The 18,181-nt window shown below is 48.0% G+C and carries 7 protein-coding genes, 3 rRNA genes and 1 pseudogene; 1 reads left to right on the plus strand and 10 read right to left on the minus strand.

What is annotated here, in order from left to right; genetic code table 11:
- Positions 1-39: 39 nt before the first annotated feature.
- From HMPREF3216_RS01340 to HMPREF3216_RS01385, 9 genes and pseudogenes are all read right to left on the minus strand, one after another.
- Positions 40-912 carry an anchored repeat-type ABC transporter permease subunit gene (locus tag HMPREF3216_RS01340; protein ID WP_060786593.1) on the minus strand — a complete coding sequence of 291 codons (873 nt, stop codon included), beginning with the start codon at positions 910-912 and terminating at the stop codon, positions 40-42.
- Positions 912-1,709, minus strand: coding sequence for an anchored repeat-type ABC transporter ATP-binding subunit (locus tag HMPREF3216_RS01345; RefSeq protein WP_060786594.1), 798 nt, complete (start codon positions 1,707-1,709; stop codon positions 912-914). The genes HMPREF3216_RS01340 and HMPREF3216_RS01345 overlap by 1 nt, the downstream gene beginning before the upstream one ends.
- 51 nt (positions 1,710-1,760) lie before the next feature.
- Positions 1,761-3,605, minus strand: a complete 1,845-nt coding sequence (locus HMPREF3216_RS01350; RefSeq protein ID WP_060786595.1) for an anchored repeat ABC transporter, substrate-binding protein — start codon at positions 3,603-3,605, stop codon at positions 1,761-1,763.
- Between the two features lie 25 nt (positions 3,606-3,630).
- Entirely contained in the window at positions 3,631-6,015 is a 2,385-nt protein-coding gene (locus HMPREF3216_RS01355; RefSeq protein WP_230953844.1) for a choice-of-anchor M domain-containing protein, read from the minus strand.
- Positions 6,011-7,072, minus strand: a pseudogene (locus tag HMPREF3216_RS01360) (TIGR03773 family transporter-associated surface protein); the annotation flags it as partial. The pseudogene HMPREF3216_RS01360 and the gene HMPREF3216_RS01355, both read right to left, overlap by 5 nt.
- 81 nt (positions 7,073-7,153) lie before the next feature.
- Complete coding sequence (locus HMPREF3216_RS01365) at positions 7,154-9,436, minus strand: choice-of-anchor M domain-containing protein (RefSeq protein WP_060786597.1); 2,283 nt, start codon at positions 9,434-9,436, stop codon at positions 7,154-7,156.
- 288 nt (positions 9,437-9,724) lie between these two features.
- Positions 9,725-9,841 (minus strand): 5S ribosomal RNA (gene rrf, locus HMPREF3216_RS01370).
- A gap of 168 nt (positions 9,842-10,009) precedes the next feature.
- Positions 10,010-13,067: ribosomal RNA gene (locus tag HMPREF3216_RS01375) — 23S ribosomal RNA — on the minus strand.
- A gap of 372 nt (positions 13,068-13,439) precedes the next feature.
- Positions 13,440-14,966: ribosomal RNA gene (locus HMPREF3216_RS01385) — 16S ribosomal RNA — on the minus strand.
- The 16S, 23S and 5S rRNA genes sit together here, the layout of an rRNA operon.
- Positions 14,967-15,346: 380 nt before the next feature.
- Between HMPREF3216_RS01385 and HMPREF3216_RS01390 the strand changes: the two genes are divergently transcribed.
- Positions 15,347-16,141, plus strand: a complete 795-nt coding sequence (locus HMPREF3216_RS01390) for an SIR2 family NAD-dependent protein deacylase (RefSeq protein ID WP_060786598.1) — start codon at positions 15,347-15,349, stop codon at positions 16,139-16,141.
- On the opposite strand, the gene HMPREF3216_RS01395 is transcribed toward HMPREF3216_RS01390, so the two are convergent.
- Positions 16,142-18,094 carry an alpha-glucosidase gene (locus HMPREF3216_RS01395; protein ID WP_060786599.1) on the minus strand — a complete coding sequence of 651 codons (1,953 nt, stop codon included), beginning with the start codon at positions 18,092-18,094 and terminating at the stop codon, positions 16,142-16,144.
- Between the last annotated feature and the right edge of the window lie 87 nt (positions 18,095-18,181).

Here is an 18,181-nt window from a genome sequence, read left to right on the forward strand (position 1 = left end):
CAGCGAATCGAAGTGCATTCGCGCGCTACGCTATAAGCGCTAATGCAAGTCGATTCGCAGTTTAGGCACAATTCTCGCTACCAACCCGTGTTTAGGCGAGCACACCCACGCTAGAACAAACATAAAAGTGGCAACCAAAACGATTGTGCCGCCGGTGGCAGTGTCTAAACTCCAAGACAAGTACATTCCAAGAATCGAAGAAGAGCACCCAATAGCAGGCGCCAAAATCATCATCTTTCCAAGTCGGTCAGTAAGCAATCGCGCAGTCGCCGCAGGCGTAATCAAAAGCGCTAAAACAAGCACGTTTCCAATTATTTGCACAGATACTACTACAGCAATCGCAACTAAAACGTATAGCATTCCATCCAACCACGCTACTGGCAACCCCATTGCGCGGCTTGTTTCGCGGTCCATCGAAACACATACTAGCTCTTTGTGGAACATCATTAAAAGCGTTACGATTATTAGCCCTGTTATTGCTACTACAGCAATGTCGGAGTCTGGTATTCCTGTAATGGAGCCGAATAGGAACGATTCCAGGGATCCTGCATAGCCAGAAGCTTTTGAGATTACTACGATTCCGAGCGCAAAGGCAGACACAAAAAATACGCCGATAAACGAGTCTTCGCGAAGCCTGCGATTTTGGCTAAAGATTGATACGATTAGCGCGGTTGCAACTCCTGCCAGCGCGCCGCCAAACAGCAAGTTTCCTTGTAACACAAACGCGATTGCGAGTCCTGGAAAAACGGAGTGCGCCACTGCGTCTCCAATAAACGCCATTCCGCGCAGCACTACGTAGCATCCTACAACTCCGCATATTACGCTAGAAAGGCACGCCACTATAAGCGCTTTGAGCAAGAACCAAAGGTCTGGGTTTGTAAGGTCTTGTATAAAGTCGATTGGAGATAGCATTACTCTGCCCCACTTTCATGCGCCATAACGCGCTCTACAGCTTTGATTAGTGGATTTTGCGCATCCACATGGAATGTTTGCACCCATTGATTTGCGTTTAACGATTCTGGAACGCCGTCGCCCACTATGCTTCCGTCAAAAAGCATGATTCTAGAACACGAGTTTATAGACCCGATTATGTCGTGCGAGCTCATCAAAATTGCCTCTCCCGACTTTGCTAAATCCAAAAAGAGACTCGTAAGCAGCTCTTGAGTAGGCATGTCTAAGCCTGTAAATGGCTCATCTAAAAGAAGCAAACGCGGCTGCCCTGCAAGAGCACGCGCAACAAGTACGCGCTGCCTTTGCCCGCCCGAAAGCTCGCCGATTGTACGATCCCTAAAATCCGCCATTCCTGTGCGCTCAAGAGAAGCGAGCGCTATCTCGTAGTCCTCTTTTTTTGCGCGACGCACGTAGCCAATGTGGCGAATGCGGCCCATCATCACTACGTCTAGTACAGAAAGCGGAAAATCCCACGCAATATCATGGCGTTGCGGCACATAGCCAACGTTACTCACTCGCGAATTAATCAAAGATTCATCGCTTTTACTAGCGTGCACTTCAAGCTTTCCAGAATGCGGTATTAGCCCCATAATCGCGCGAAAAAGCGTTGTTTTACCAGCTCCATTTGCGCCAAGAAGCCCCACAAATTCGCCGCTTTTAATCGTAAACGAAACGTCTTTTACAATCGTGCGACTGCCGTAACTTACGCTTAAGTTTTGCGCGTTTATAACAGTATTTGCATCCATATTTACATCCATATTCTCTCGTCAGTCCTCATCGCTTAAATCCAACTTCAGTCCTCGTCAATCTCACTTCAAACACTTTGCCAAAGAATCCGCATTCGCTCGCATCATATCCGCATAAGTTCTAACTTTTGCATCGAAAGCGTCTCCATAGATAGGGCACACTTTTACGCGCGCTTGCGCTGCCAACTCTTTAAGCACAGACGAACGCGAGATCAAATTTGGCTCCAAAAACACAGCTGGAATCTCTAAATCGCGCAAAATCTGCTGCAATCTACGCCTATCTTGCACGCTCGGCTCGCTCGAAGGATTAATCGTTACAAATCCTGCAATATTCACGCCGTAAGCTTTACCCAAGTATGCAAAAGCGTCGTGCGTTGTAACCAAATTGCGCTTTTCTTTTGGTATTGACGCCACTTTTTTGCGCATATACGCGTCTACATCTAATAGCTTGTTAATGTATCGGTCCGCATTTTTGCGATATGTACGAGCATTTTTAGCATCCACTTCGCAAAGGCGATCTGCGATTGTGCGCACGTATGCTATGCCATTTTTTACGGATTGCCACAAATGCGGGTCAATATCTCCGTGAACGTGCTTTCCTAAAACTGCTTGCGGCAGCTGATAAATCTTCTGCCTTGCAGCTCCCAAAAACCTGTATCCATGTTCGGCTGGTATCTCTTTTAGCGCGTTAGTTGGCACTTCTACAACCACATCGCGCGGCTTGTAATACACGCGTTTTGGCGCAGCGGAGCGCTTCTCTTGCAAAGTGTCCACTCGGTACACAAATCCGCGTTTTGCTAAGTCGTAAGCTAAATCTGCATGACCCTTGTTTAAAACTACGCTAGCTCCCCGCTTTTTGGCTATTTTTTGCGCGTTAACGCCTACAGCAAATCGCATCTTGGCGTTTCCAAGACTAGAAACTACCTCGTTTTGCGCGTTTAGCATGTCTGCGTGCAAGTCAAGCGTGTATTCTCCTGGCTTACTAAACGCCCAGCTTAAATGCGTATGCGCGTCTGCTGGCAAGTCTACGTGGTCTTCTGCGCTTATGCCGTTTGCGCTGTTAAAGTATGTTTCTACGCTTCCAAAAGTGCCAGTCAAATAAGCAAAAAGCGCGCCCGGCCCTTTTACTTTTGTAGCTGTTAAGCGTATTCTGTCGGACCTTTTCATGTTGTATGCGTTCGGCTTTATTACGGTTGCGCGGCCTTCTTTTGTTACAGTTGAAGGCGCATTTGATTGCAAAGATTGACCTGACTTTTCTAGTTGGCTATCTTGTTTTGAATTTGTTTTTTCTTTATTGAGATTGTTTAGCGAAGATAGCTCACCAGCCGCCGCCGAGGGCGATTCTTCCGCACGCTTTTGCATATTTGCACTTGTAGCGCCTTGCGCGCTATGCGCTTCCTCGCTCGGCTGCGCAGCCATACGCTCTGTAGCAAGCCCTAGCCAAATCGTGTCTAAAGACACGTCTTCTACCATCGGAATAATATCTGCCGCGTGCTTCACGCTTTCTTCCGCAAGTTGCACATTTGGCACGCCTTTTCGCAAATTTGCATCCAAAGCGGCAATAACGCCGTGCTCTTCCAGCATCATGTAGTTACTAAAAGCCACATCCGCGTATACAACATCTCTAATTGAGCGCAAACGCGGCTCGTACGAATGCGGATCCGCGTTGTCTGGCACAATCGCGCTAACGTTTGCTGCATCTCCTGCAACATTTGCCACCATGTCTCGCAAAACGCCCGTTGTTGTTACAACGTTAATTTTCCCAGACCTTGCGCTATTTGCGCTATTTGCGCTGTGTATGCTATTCGATGCACCACACGCGCCAATCGGCAGCGCTGTTAAAATAGCTAGAGCCGCCGCAGCAACACGCATCGTACTTTTTTTACCTAGCAAATCAACGATTTTCATCAATTTTACCAACGTTTTCTACGCACTATTTCAAACCCATAAGCGCGCTAAACAAACCTCCTGCAGGTATTAGTCCGCGCTTGCGTAGAACAAACAATCCAGCTGCGCAAGTTCCAGAAATTGATGCAATTCCAAGGCTTAAAGCGGTGTATGCAACTACTGGCTTGCGTTGGAACAAGCCTATAATTCCACTAGGTTCTTCGCTTTTAACGCCACTTTTAAGGCTTTGGCTTAATCCTTTAATTCGCTTTGTGCTGTACTTTGATTGCAAGCCCTTTGACTTACCCAAAGTTCCACCAGAAATGCTTACAGACCTGCCAGTTTTGCCCGATTTAGCAGACTTTGCAAGCCCAGATCTGCCGCCAAAGAACGACGATCCTCCGCCAGAATAAGATCCAGCTAACGCAGTTGAGCCGCCATTCTGGCCGCCATCCTGGCCATCATTCTGCACGTTTTTTCCGTCGCCATCTTCCTGGCTGCCATCCTGGCCATTATTCTGGCCGCCATTCTGGCCATCAACATCTTCACCATCGCCACCATCTCCATCTTCACCGCTTCCAGCACTACAACTCATAGGCTTTTCCAATGGATCCACACCAATCGCAAAATGGAAGTCCTTCGCAAGAGTTTTGCCATTAGCGCTTACAGCAAGACGAATCGTGTAGTACCCAGACTTTGAAAAGTCCCAGTTTAAATGCATATGCGTGTTTGCTGGGATTGTATACGTACTGTTTCCGCCGCTAGACATAAGCGTTTTAGCTTTTACACCAAGTCCGCCTTGAAGCCAAATTCGCACGCTACCTGGCCCTTTTACAGATTTAAGGCTGATTTTGCTTGGCTTGTGTGGGCTTAAATTCTGGTTACTCCAGCCAACCCATGGTACGCTACCTTTTTGCGTTTGTGGTAGCCTCCACACATTACCGTCTTTAGCAGATTTTCCAGCATAAAACACAACTTTGCTCGGGTCGCGTTTTACGTGGCTTCCAGTCACATCTTCTTGAACAGCAAATCCTATTCCGTTGCCAGTTGAGTAGGTTGCTAAATCAACGTGGCCATGCTTAATAACCAGCTTATCGCCTTGCAAATCCTTAAATTTTAAGCATTTTTTGACAGTTTTTTGCTTTTTATTTTTGCCTTTAGATCCAGACTTGGCATTTTCAGCGCCGCCTTCAGTGCCATTTTCGCCACTCTCGCCACTCTCGCCACTATCGTCACTCTCATCGGAACCATGATTTGCTAATCCATCTTTTGGCTTGGCACCAGGCCATGGCGTTACGTAAACTCTGTTGTTGTTTCCGTTTATAACAATCGAAGTGGAAGAATCTTCATCATCTTCATCTTCACTCTCTTCACTATCTTCACTCTCCTCAGCATCGGAATCCTCGCCTTCCGTCTGCTGCTTTTTTAATTCAACAAATCCTCTGTAATCATCTAACTCATCTTTATTAGCTGTAGCAATTTGCGAAGAATCTTTAGAACTGCCATTTGAATCAGCATTGGAATTACTCATATCTACTTCAAATGTGTACTTCTGCTCAGCTTTATAAATAGTGCCTTCTTTTGTTCTTGCAGCAGCTTCCATGCTAAGAACATACTTGCCTGCCTTGGTAAACACCCAATTAACATGCATATGAGCTTTTGCGCCAACATACATTTTGTGTGGGAACTGTGTATTCGGCGTTCCTATAGCAGGCGTTATTTCACTATGAGCGTCTTCTTGGTACGCATACACAGCACCACCTTTTGGCATTGATGCTTCTTTAATAGCAAACCGTACAGCAGTTATTCCAGATTTTTCACCCAAAGTTTCCGTTGCAAAACCAGGCCACAATTTGTTTGGTTCTTGATTTTGCGACAATCCCCAAACTGGCACATTTGCACCATTTTCTGGCAAGAATTTTAAGCCTTCACTAGATTGCTTAGTGTTTTCGCCAAGTACAAATATCAATCGACTTGAATTGTACCTAACACCATTATCGGCATTACCAGGAAAATTATCTCCGCGCGTATCTAAAACAAGCTTTCCGCTTTTGCTAATATACGTTGCAAAAGCGTCTGTATGACCTTCGTATACTCTGCATTTTTGTGTTATAGCAGAATCATCAACATTTTCAGCATCATTGTCTAAAACAGCATCTTTACAAGCTTCTTCATTTTTAGATTGACTAGAATCTCCATTATTCTTATCGCTGGCATTCTGATTAGAAACTGTAGAAGAATCCTCTTTCTCGCCTGAATCTTGCTCAGCCGTCTCAGCAGTCTCCTCTTGCGGGGCTTCACTCGCATACGCACTACCGCAATTGCAGCAGCACATCGACGCCAAGAATCCAAAAGATATTATTGCGCTTAAAATCGCGCTTATTAGTCTAAAGCAAATTAATGTTTTATTACGCATTGTTTTATTACGCATTGTTTTGTCCTAAATTATTAAAAATCGAAGTATTTTGTTGTGAGTTGGAATTATGCTGATCAATCGCCCTTTGGCGTGCACGCTTGCTCTTTACTACAGCGAATGCAATAAACGCAATAATTATGATTGTTAAAATCGCAAATACAATCATCACAATCTGCGCGATTGCTACAGTGTCGTCGGAGCTGGACTTATGCTTTTTTCTAGAGCTATTTGCGGATTTATTGCCATTATTGTTTTCGCCATTAGCTGCGCTTTCATCGCCATTTTCTTCCGCTTCTTCGCCGCCATTAGCCTCATCTTGCGCATCACCAGACTCGCCTTGGCTCGCACTACTAGTGCTTGGCAAAGCAGCTTGCGCGTCCGTTTTTTCTCCCACAGCAAAGTTAAGAACACGCGTATCACTTACAGAGCGGCCGTTCTTAAGCTTTCCCGAAAAAGTGAGCTTTACATGGTAAATTCCAGGCTTAGAGAACACCCAATTCACGTGAGTGTGCGCATTCGCTTCAATCCAGCTGTTTTGCGGATATCCTTTAGTGCTATCCCACAATTGCTGTGGAGCATTATTGCCATTTTCCAAGTAAACATGCAATTTTCCAGGGCCACTTACGCCATCAAGCGAAAGATTTGCGCCGCGGTCTAGCTCATTTAGCACTCCGCCTTCTTGCGTATTCCACCCAAGCCATGGAACGTCAGGATTCTGCGTTTGCGGAATTACGTAAAGCTTCGTGCCTGGCTTTTCGCCAATAAAGCTATACGTAGAATCATCTGGCATAGAAACAATCGAGCTGTTACCAAGCTTAAATACCACGTTTTCTGGGTCTCTCCAAACTGGCTCATCGCCAGTATCATCGCGGATTTTCATCTTCCAGTTGCCACCAGAAAGCGTTGGGCCAAAATCAGCGTGACCTGCTTGAATCATCACTGGCTGGTTGCTTGTTGCCGCATTCGCTGACCCAACAAGTGGAGATGGCGCCAAAACTGTTGCAAGCAACGTAATCGCCGAGCATATTGCAGCAATAAGTGCGGTTGCTATTTGATTCCTATTTTTACTCATTTTTAATCCTTAAGTCCTAAATTTGATTTTGATATATTAGTGTTTTCTAAAGTTTTGCAATCGTCTTTCTACAACAGCTTTCTACAACAGCTTTATGCGCGACTTCATCAAGAACGCTCCAGCTCCCGTTATTGTGCACAAGCTCACACTTGCGGTTCCAACGGCTGCTGCCACCCACTTTGTTTTATGGCTGTTTTCTTCGCTATTTTCTTGTTCATCGTCTAGATTGCTGTTGTTATAATCATTAGAATCATTAGAATCTTCGTGATTATTTTTGGCCTTCTTGCTACCGCTCTTAAGTGGCTCAGACTTTTTTACCGCTTTAGATTTCTTTGACTTTCCAAAGCTGCCAAGCCTTGCGAATCCACCGCCTAATTTGCCTGATTTTCCAGCGTTAACAAGCCTTCCGCCAGAAAGAGACCCAGCAGAAAGTGGCATTGACGCCTTCCCATTGTTTTCGTCATTATTGCCGCCGTTATTATTAGACTCTTTATTTATCTTCTTGCGGGTCTTCTTGCTATTATCTTCGTTTTTAGAATCTTGACTATTGTCATCTTCTGCATCGGTTTTGCCGCCATTATTATCGCCATTATTTTTGTCATTCTCATCCGTTACAGATTCATGACCCTTATTCTTTTTACGATTCTTTGTATTCTTGCGATTCTTAGCATGCTTACGATTTTGCTTACGATTCTTCTTGCGATTCTTATGTGCCCCAGAGTCGCCAGAGTCACCAGAATCGCCAGAATCGCTGGCGTTTCCACCATTCTTAGCCTTCTTTATGTTCACACTCCAATCGCAAAAATCGTCGTATCCAGCATTCCTATATAAAGTTCCGTCGTCCAAAACCAGCGAAGCGCGTATAACAGCATCTTGCATGCTTTCGTCAACCACTAAATCAAGGCTGCGTCCTTCTGCCATTGGTATGTTTGTAAAGTCTTTTTCGCCGTCTTTTTTAATCATCCACCTGTATTTTTTGACTATGGATGTAACAGACTTTTCTGGTTCTCCTGCCTCACCATTTACAACAGGCACTCGAGGCGAATACAGCTTTGCATTAAGATGTACGGTTTCGCCAATCTTAACCTTGTTTTTGCCACTAATCGCAACAACTGGCCTACCATCTGCTCCGTGATCTTCTACAACAATTTTTGCAGTTGCGCGGTCTTTTCCAAAGTCAAAAAAGCCTTCAAAAGCCGTAACACTAACAGAAACTTGCATATTATTCATTGCAGGCTCTGGCGGAAGTATAAGCCTTTTTTCAATAAAGCAAGTTCCTTCCGTACCCTCTTGCTCATCTGCACGAGTTATGCACCATTTATATGTAGGCCTTTTTATTTCCCCACTTGCGATTTTTTCCTTTAACCCATCCATGTACGTGTAAAGGTTTACGTCTCCGCCTTCTTCGTAAGAATGATAGTGAGGATGAGAGCCCGTTTTTCTAACTCCTAGAATGCATAGCTGACCATCTTGGCACTCAGGATTATCACTAGGATCTTCGTCTTTAGTGTTTGCGTCCAAAACTGGAATTTCCGCTTTTCCGCGTTCTTTAACAACAGAATCGCTAGAAACCATATGACTGCTGTTTGCATCAACTTCAAAAGTATATTTAGCAGTGTCTGTTTTAAGCGTTTTTTGAGTTACTCGGTTTTTAATAACCGCATAAACCTCTAAAGTGTAAGTTCCAGGCTTTGTAAATACCCAATTCGTATGCTGATGCGTAACCTGCGGCTGATGGATTACACCTGGAAGCTCAAAACGGCTACCTTCTTCGCCTTCAACATCGTCTTTATCTTTGTATTCAAAAGACTTAGCTATAGACTCCCCCTGCTTATTTTTATCTGTTTCCCAAACTAAGACTTTTCCACCTTTAGGGGCGATTACCTTTTGCACAACAATGTCTGCAGTTGCGCCATCTGGATTTTCCGCGCCAACAGCGTATCTTGCTATAGACGTATCCCACCCTGGGAATAGCTCTTTATCTTGCTTATTACCAGATTCGTCTAAAAGCCAATAACCTTTTGACGCATCGAATGGTAACTTGTTTTTGTAGTTATCAAAAGGCTTAGTGCTATACGAAGAGTTCCCAACCCTCATTGTTACGTTTTCTGGCTTGTATAGCATTGAGTTTGCTTCAAAACCCATTATTAGCTTGTCATTATGCATAAACGGATAAAAAATATCCATATGACCATTTTTTAATTCGTCATTTTTATCTTCATAATATTTATAAGACGTTTTATGACTATCCGCGTATGCAGGCGCTATTGTGCCGAAGCCCGATACCAGCACTGCAAACGTAATTGCGGCTACACATGCAAAGCAAAACGTGCGCTTAACAATACCCCTAATGACCTGAGTCATAATTATTATTTCACTCTCTACACTTCATCTTCTCTATTTCGCCTATTCGCGCTCTTCTTTTACGAATGACTATTGAAGATATCCATACAACGTGTATCAATAATAATAATGATTCTCATTAATAGCAAGTCGACACTCCGACTAAGCTAACTCGCAAGCGTTTTTGCCCGTGTTTGTTTACCAAAACCTCAAAAAAGGGAACAAACACGGGCACAATAACCTATCTCAAAATAATAAAAAAGCGGGGAACAAAAAAGCGGGGAGTTGAAACTCCCCGCTAGAAGAATAATGCGGCAGCGTGCTAGTCTCCCACACCCTATCGAGTGCAGTACCCTCACCGTGTCAGGCCTTAGCTTCCGGGTTCGGAATGGGACCGGGCGTCTCACCTGAGCCATGACCACCGCAAAACTAGATTATACACTCGCAAACCAGCGAGTGGCAAATTGGCGGTTTGGGAACCGGACATGAACGCGAGCAACAAGAAGAACAATCATCAAAATCAACAACATGACCATAATATGACCGTTTAACACTCCATACTATCTAAGAGAATTAAACGATAAGCAATAACAAGTAGTATCACAATCGCCCATTAGTACTGGTCAGCTCCACCCCTTACAGGGCTTCCACATCCAGCCTATCAACCACGTGTTCTACATGGGGGCTCACACACAAAGTGCAAGGAATGCTAATCTTGGAGCAGGCTTCCCGCTTAGATGCTTTCAGCGGTTATCCCTTCCAAACGTAGCTAACCGGCGGCGCCACTGGCGTGACGACCGGCATACCAGAGGTTCGTCCACCCAGGTCCTCTCGTACTATGGGCAGGTCTCCTCAACATTCCAACGAGCGCAGAGGATAGAGACCAAACTGTCTCACGACGTTCTGAACCCAGCTCGCGTGCCGCTTTAATCGGCGAACAGCCGAACCCTTGGGACCTGCTCCAGCCCCAGGATGCGACGAGCCGACATCGAGGTGCCAAACCATCCCGTCGATATGGACTCTTGGGAATGATCAGCCTGTTATCCCCGGGGTACCTTTTATCCGTTGAGCGATGCCACGTCCGTACGCCGGCACCGGATCACTATCTCCGACTTTCGTCCCTGCTCGACCCGTCAGTCTCACAGTCAAGCCCGCTTGTGCGATTACACTCAACACCCGATTGCCAACCGGGCTGAGCGGACCATTGAGCGCCTCCGTTACTCTTTAGGAGGCAACCGCCCCAGTTAAACTACCCGCCAGGCACTGTCCCTAACACGGATAACGTGTCGAGGTTAGACGCCAGATATGGAAAGAGCGGTATTTCACTTGTTGACTCCACGCAAGCTAGCGCCCACGCTTCACAGCCTCCCGCCTATGCTACACGATCCACACCTAACGACAATACCAAGGTATAGTAAAGGTCCCGGGGTCTTTTCGTCCTTCTGCGCTTAACGAGCATCTTTACTCGTACTGCAATTTCGCCGGGCTCCTGGCCGAGACAGTGGGGAAGTCGTTACGCCATTCGTGCAGGTCGGAACTTACCCGACAAGGAATTTCGCTACCTTAGGATGGTTATAGTTACCACCGCCGTTTACCGGGGCTTAAATTCACCGCTTCACCGAAGCTAACGGATCCTCTTAACCTTCCGGCACCGGGCAGGCGTCAGAGCGTATACAGCGGCTTACGCCTTCGCACGCTCCTGTGTTTTTGGTAAACAGTCGCTACCCCCTAGCTTGTGCCACCCCCAACAGCTCCGCATGTAAAAAACATCACCATCAGGGGTCTCCCTTATGCCGAAGGCACGGGAGTAATTTGCCGAGTTCCTTGGCCAGGATTCGCCCGATCGCTTCGGTATACTCTACCAGACCACCAGTGTCGGTTTAGGGTACGAGCGGAATCACACCTCACGTTGAAGCTTTTCTTGGCAAGCAGGATCACCGGAATCAGCCATACGGCCTACCCATCACGCCTCAGCTTAAACATCCCCCGGATTTACCTAGGAGACAGCCCACACGCTTAGCCACGGAAAACCACCTCCGCAGCCGGCTACCTACCCGCGTCACTCCCACGCTAACCTACTACCGATACAGTCCCAAAACCAAACCAGCTGAAAACCCCGAAAGGCAATCAACCAGAATAATCAAGGTTAGTACTCTCAGATTCAGTTCGAACGGTGTAACACCGGTACGGGAATATCAACCCGTTCATCCATTCGACTACGCCTGTCGGCCTCGCCTTAGGACTCGACTCACCCGGGGACGACGAACGTGGCCCCGGAACCCTTAGTCATTCAGCGGACAGGATTCACACCTGTCTCTCGCTACTCATGTCTGCATTCTCACTCCCGTAAAGTCCACGACACGTTCACACGGCCGCTTCACCCCTTACAGGACGCTCTCCTACCCCGCGTGAAAAAATCACGCAGCCGCGTCTTCGGTGGCGTGCTTAAGCCCCGCTACATTGTCGGCGCGGAACCACTAGACCAGTGAGCTGTTACGCACTCTTTCAAGGATGGCTGCTTCTGAGCCAACCTCCTGGCTGTCTATGCGACTCCACATCCTTTCCCACTTAGCACGCGCTTCGGGACCTTAGACGACGATCAGGGCTGTTTCCCTTTTGACGACGGAGCTTATCCCCCGCCGACTCACTGCCATGATAAACCTAACAGGTATTCGGAGTTTGGCTGCTATTAGTACCCGGTATGGGCCCGCAAGCATCCAGTAGCTCTACCCCCTGTAAGCAATAACATGACGCTGCACCTAAATGCATTTCGGAGAGAACCAGCTATCACGGAATTTGATTGGCCTTTCACCCCTAACCCCAAGTCATCCCCCCAGTTTTCAACCTAGGTGGGTTCGGTCCTCCACACGGTCTTACCCGCGCTTCAACCTGCTCAGGGCTAGATCATCCCGCTTCGGGTCCAGGACATGCGACTAAAACGCCTTTTAAAACTCGCTTTCGCTACGGCTCCCCCACCCGGGTTAGCCTCGCCACATACCACTGACTCGCAGACTCATTTTTCGATAGGCACGCCGTCACCCCACAAGAAGGCTCCGACGGATTGTAAGCGCACGGTTTCAGGAACTATTTCACTCCCCTCCCGGGGTGCTTTTCACCTTTCCCTCACGGTACTAGTACACTATCGGTCAGACAGGAATACTTAGGCTTACCCAACGGTCTGGGCAGATTCACGCGGGATTCCACGAGGCCCGCGCTACTTGGGAATAAACATAAAGAGACATCGCACGACCTGCTACGGGGCCATCACCCTCTACGGCTGGGAATTCAATCCCATTCACATAACACGACGTTTTATCACTCTTCTCAACCCCGTCAGAGGCTGAACAGTCAATCCCACGACCCCGAATACGCAACACCTGACGGTTATCACACGTACTCGGTTTAGCCTGATCCGCTTTCGCTCGCCACTACTCACGGAGTATCCTTTCCTGCAGGTACTGAGATGTTTCACTTCCCTGCGTACCCCCCACAAAACTGTGGTGACCACCCATAACAGTGGCCGGGTCTCCCCATTCGGAAATCCTCGGATCAAAGCCCACTCGGCAGCTCCCCGAGGCATATCGCAGCCCGTCACGTCCTTCATCGGTCCTGTCTACCAAGGCATCCACCATACGCCCTTACCAGTGATACACCAGTAAAAAGCCTATCGCTTAACTCTCTAGACAATAAATCATCACACTAAACGATCACAAAACGATCAAGCGACTCCACCAAAATGGAGCCGGTTGAAATTGATAAAAGTAAAAACAAGCAAAACCAAAAATAGTCTCACTATTCTTACTCGCGTCCACTATCCAGTTCTCAAACCACCAAACACCAAGAACACAAGCCAAAAACAATAAAGCCTCAACCTGTAATCCAAGGGCTAGGACCGCAACCCCAACAAAAGGGGGGTGGCAATCCGGGAACCCAAAAGCATGCCCAACACACTCACACAAAACGTTAACTATTGTTTTCCACACCAGTAACCACACTCAACCGAGCGTGCACAAAAACTCCGTAGAAAGGAGGTGATCCAGCCGCACCTTCCGGTACGGCTACCTTGTTACGACTTAGTCCCAATCACGAGCCTCACCTTAGACGGCTCCATCCCAAAAGGGTTAGGCCACCGGCTTCGGGTGCTGCCCACTTTCATGACTTGACGGGCGGTGTGTACAAGGCCCGGGAACGCATTCACCGCGACGTTGCTGATTCGCGATTACTAGCGACTCCGCCTTCACGTAGTCGAGTTGCAGACTACGATCCGAACTGAGACCGGTTTTAAGGGATCCGCTCCATGTCACCATGTCGCATCCCGTTGTACCGGCCATTGTAGCATGCGTGAAGCCCTGGACGTAAGGGGCATGATGATCTGACGTCATCCCCACCTTCCTCCGAGTTAACCCCGGCGGTCCCCCGTGAGTTCCCGGCATAACCCGCTGGCAACACAGGGCGAGGGTTGCGCTCGTTGCGGGACTTAACCCAACATCTCACGACACGAGCTGACGACGACCATGCACCACCTGTGAACCTGCCCCGAAGGGAAACCACATCTCTGCAGTCGTCAGGCACATGTCAAGCCCAGGTAAGGTTCTTCGCGTTGCATCGAATTAATCCGCATGCTCCGCCGCTTGTGCGGGCCCCCGTCAATTTCTTTGAGTTTTAGCCTTGCGGCCGTACTCCCCAGGCGGGACGCTTAACGCGTTAGCTCCGACACAGAACCCGTGGAATGGGCCCCACATCCAGCGTCCACCGTTTACGGCGTGGACTACCAGGGTATCTAATCCTGTTCGCTCCCCACGCTTTCGCTTCTCAGCGTCAGTAACAGCCCAGAGACCTGCCTTCGCCATTGGTGTTCTTCCCGATATCTACACATTCCACCGTTACACCGGGAATTCCAGTCTCCCCTACTGCACTCTAGCCCGCCCGTACCCGGCGCAAACCCACCGTTAAGCGATGGGCTTTCACACCAGACGCGACGAACCGCCTACAAGCTCTTTACGCCCAATAATTCCGGATAACGCTTGCGCCCTACGTATTACCGCGGCTGCTGGCACGTAGTTAGCCGGCGCTTATTCGAAAGGTACACTCACCCGAAAGCTTGCTCCCAATCAAAAGCGGTTTACAACCCGAAGGCCTTCATCCCGCACGCGGCGTCGCTGCGTCAGGGTTTCCCCCATTGCGCAATATTCCCCACTGCTGCCTCCCGTAGGAGTCTGGGCCGTATCTCAGTCCCAATGTGGCCGTCCGCCCTCTCAGGCCGGCTACCCGTCGAAGCCTAGGTGGGCCATTACCCCGCCTACAAGCTGATAGGACGCGACCCCATCCCATGCCACTAAACACTTTCCCAACAAGACATGCGTCAAGTTGGAGCATCCAGCATTACCACCCGTTTCCAAGAGCTATTCTGGAGCATGGGGCAGGTTGGTCACGCATTACTCACCCGTTCGCCACTCTCACCAACCAGCAAGCTGGTCGGATCCCGTTCGACTTGCATGTGTTAAGCACGCCGCCAGCGTTCATCCTGAGCCAGAATCGAACCCTCCACGAAAAACTTCAATGAAGAGCCAACATAAGGCTCCAATATAAAAGAAAAAGACGAGACATTCTTTAAGGAAAGAACATCCCAACAAAAAACCTCACCATCATTTAACCATCTCTCAGGCACCCCACAATCTGTGAGGCTGACAATGAACTGGCAATAATTAACTAATAAGTAGTACAGACACGCTCTTGAGTTCTCAAACCACCACCACACCAGCCGGCTCATCAACCTCAACCGAGGAGAACCAGCCGCGCTGAGCAGCAAGAGATAAACTTACACCAAACCAGACTCAAAAGCAAATCACCCCCACACCAACAAGCCAAAACCATTGAAACAAAGCCAAAACATCGGCGTGTTGAAAATATATGCGTGTTATATATAGGTATATGAGAAATAGCGAGAATAACAGCAAGAAAAATAGCAAGAATAACGCACACCACCACATTGTTGTGTTAACAGGCGCGGGAATATCTACCAGCGCGGGCATTCCAGATTTTCGCGGTCCAGATGGAGTTTGGACCAAACACCCAGAACAAATGAGCGTTTACGATATAGACGCGTTTCTAAGCAGCAAAGAAGAACGCGTGTACTCATGGCGATGGCAAAAGGAGTCGCCAGTTTGGAACGCTGCGCCTGGAGCCGCGCATAAATCGCTAGTAAAACTTGAGAAAGCTGGAATGCTGGACTTAATCGCCACTCAAAATTTTGATGCACTTCACGAAAAAGCTGGAAACAGCCCAGATATTGTAGTGAACTTGCACGGAAGCATTGGAACATCTCATTGCATGAGTTGCCACGCAAGCTACAACACGGCCGACATTATGCGCGATTTAGACGCACACCCAGACCCACATTGCAGGCGCGCGCTGCCATACCGCGGAAATATGCCTTGCAACGGTCTTATAAAAACAGACGTTGTATATTTTGGAGAAGCTCTGCCCGAAGGCGCAATGGAACGCAGCGCACAGGCGATTATGCACGCAAGCGAGCTGTGGGTTATTGGATCTACGCTAGAAGTGTTTCCAGCTGCAAGCCTTGTGCCGCTAGCCGCTCGCGCAGGTGTGCCGATTACAATAATGAACCTGGGCGCTACGCAATACGATTATTTGGCAGAGCGCATAATACGCGAAGATATTGCAAAGGCTCTGCCAAAGTTGGTGGACGAAACTATTGCAAAATAATTATTGCAAGCTAACAGCGATTCCTTCCCAAGGCGAAAGCGTGCCATTTTTAAGCGATTTAAGGGCATGATCCGCACTGTAGGTAGAAATCATCACATCATCAGACGATACGCCGTTAGAGGCGATATTACGCAACAATTCGGCGCTTTGTGCAGGGATAGCAACAGAGGAATCCGTCATATTTATTAATACGAGCAACTTGGTGCAGTAGGCAGAGGAAGAATCGCAAGCAACCGCGCTTGAGGAATTCGCGGACTCCTCAAGACCCGCCTCAACTGCATTACATGCATTAGCATTCTCACAAGCCTGCTCAACCTGCCTAATAAACGCGTAAACGCACTCGTCGTCCGCATCAACCAAATTCCAAGAACCGGCCGAAACAACAGGCTGCAAATGACGCAACGCAATTAAACGTTTGTAGAACGAGTAAACGGAATCCGAATCTTCCATCTGCTCCGCCGCGTTAATGTCTACATAATTAGGATTCACGCTAATCCAAGGCTGCGCATTATTTTGCGACGGAACATTAAAAGGCATAAAGCCGGCATATTTAGACGCATTCCACTGCATTGGAGTTCGAGAATTATCGCGACCGCGCTTTGCGAGCGCATCCATCATAGACTCCGCAGACTGAATATGCGCCTGCTCTACGCGCTGCTTAAACATGTTAAGCGCTTCCAAATCGCGATACTGCTCGAGGCGAGTAAAGTGCGCGTTTGTCATGCCAATTTCTTCACCCTGATACACGTACGGAGTGCCGCGATGCATGTGCAAAAGCATTGCAATCGCCTTAGCGGAAAGCACGCGCATTTCATCGCTAGCCTCGCTGCCCCAGCGAGAAAGCGCACGCGGCTGATCGTGATTATTAAAGAACAGGCTCGCCCAACCAACATTTGCCACAGCCTGCTGCTGATCTGCCATTGCGCGCTTTAATGCCGTCAACTTAAGAGGAATAGGATTCCACTTAGTGCCATTTGCGCAATCAACATTAACTTGATCAAACAAGAAGAGCATGTCTAGCTCACCATTAGCAGGATTTGTAATATAGGTGTTTCGATGTGCGGAAATTCCAGGAGCCTCGCCAACAGTTAAGAAGCCTTCGCGACCCTTGAAAACCGCCTCGCGCATCTCGCGCAAAAACTCGTCTAAGCGAGGGCCGTCGGAGCAGAAGAAATACGGCGAAGAGTAGCCGTCGCTGCCTGCAGGCGCATCTTCAATCTGCGAACCATACTCCCCTGGCAAGCGCCCTTCGCTATCTACCTGCTTAGAAATTTGCGTAATCACGTCCATGCGGAAGCCGTCGATTCCGCGATCCATCCACCAATTCATCATCTTGTACACGGCAGCGCGAACCGCAGGATTTTCCCAATTCAAGTCTGGCTGCTTTGGTGAGTACTGGTGGAAGTAATATTCTCCGCGCTTTGGATCGTAAGTCCACGCGGAACCGCCGAAATACGATCCCCACTTGTTTGGCTCCGCACCTGGCTCTCCAGGCACATGCCCTTTGCGCGCTGGCCTCCACCAATACCAGTCTGCGTAGTCGCTAGAAGCATCCCTTGAAGCCTGGAACCAAGCGTGCTCGTCGGAAGTGTGATTTACTACCAGATCCATAACAACTTTAAGTCCGCGCTTGTGTGCGCCAGCCAGAAGCTCGTCCATATCTTCTAGAGTGCCAAAAAGTGGATCAATATCTTGATAATCGGAAATATCGTAGCCGTTATCGTCTTGAGGAGACTTGTAAACAGGGCTAAGCCAAAGAACGTCAACGCCTAAATCAGCTAAATAATCAAGGCGCGATGTAATGCCCTTTAAATCGCCGATTCCGTCGCCGTTGGTATCTTGGAAGCTTCGCGGATAAATCTGATACACAACTGCATTTGCCCACCAAGGGTTTGGCGTAGCACCGTTTGTGCGCACGGATTGCGGCAAATTCGCTCTGTCAAAAGTAGTCATTTAAACCCCATTAATTTACGTTAATAAGTATTTTTATTGCAGTCTTATTTATTATGCATAATTTTATTTATTGAATAGTATTTATGA

It is taken from the genome of Gardnerella vaginalis (assembly GCF_001546455.1).
Classification (GTDB): Bacteria; Actinomycetota; Actinomycetes; order Actinomycetales; family Bifidobacteriaceae; genus Bifidobacterium; species Bifidobacterium vaginale_B.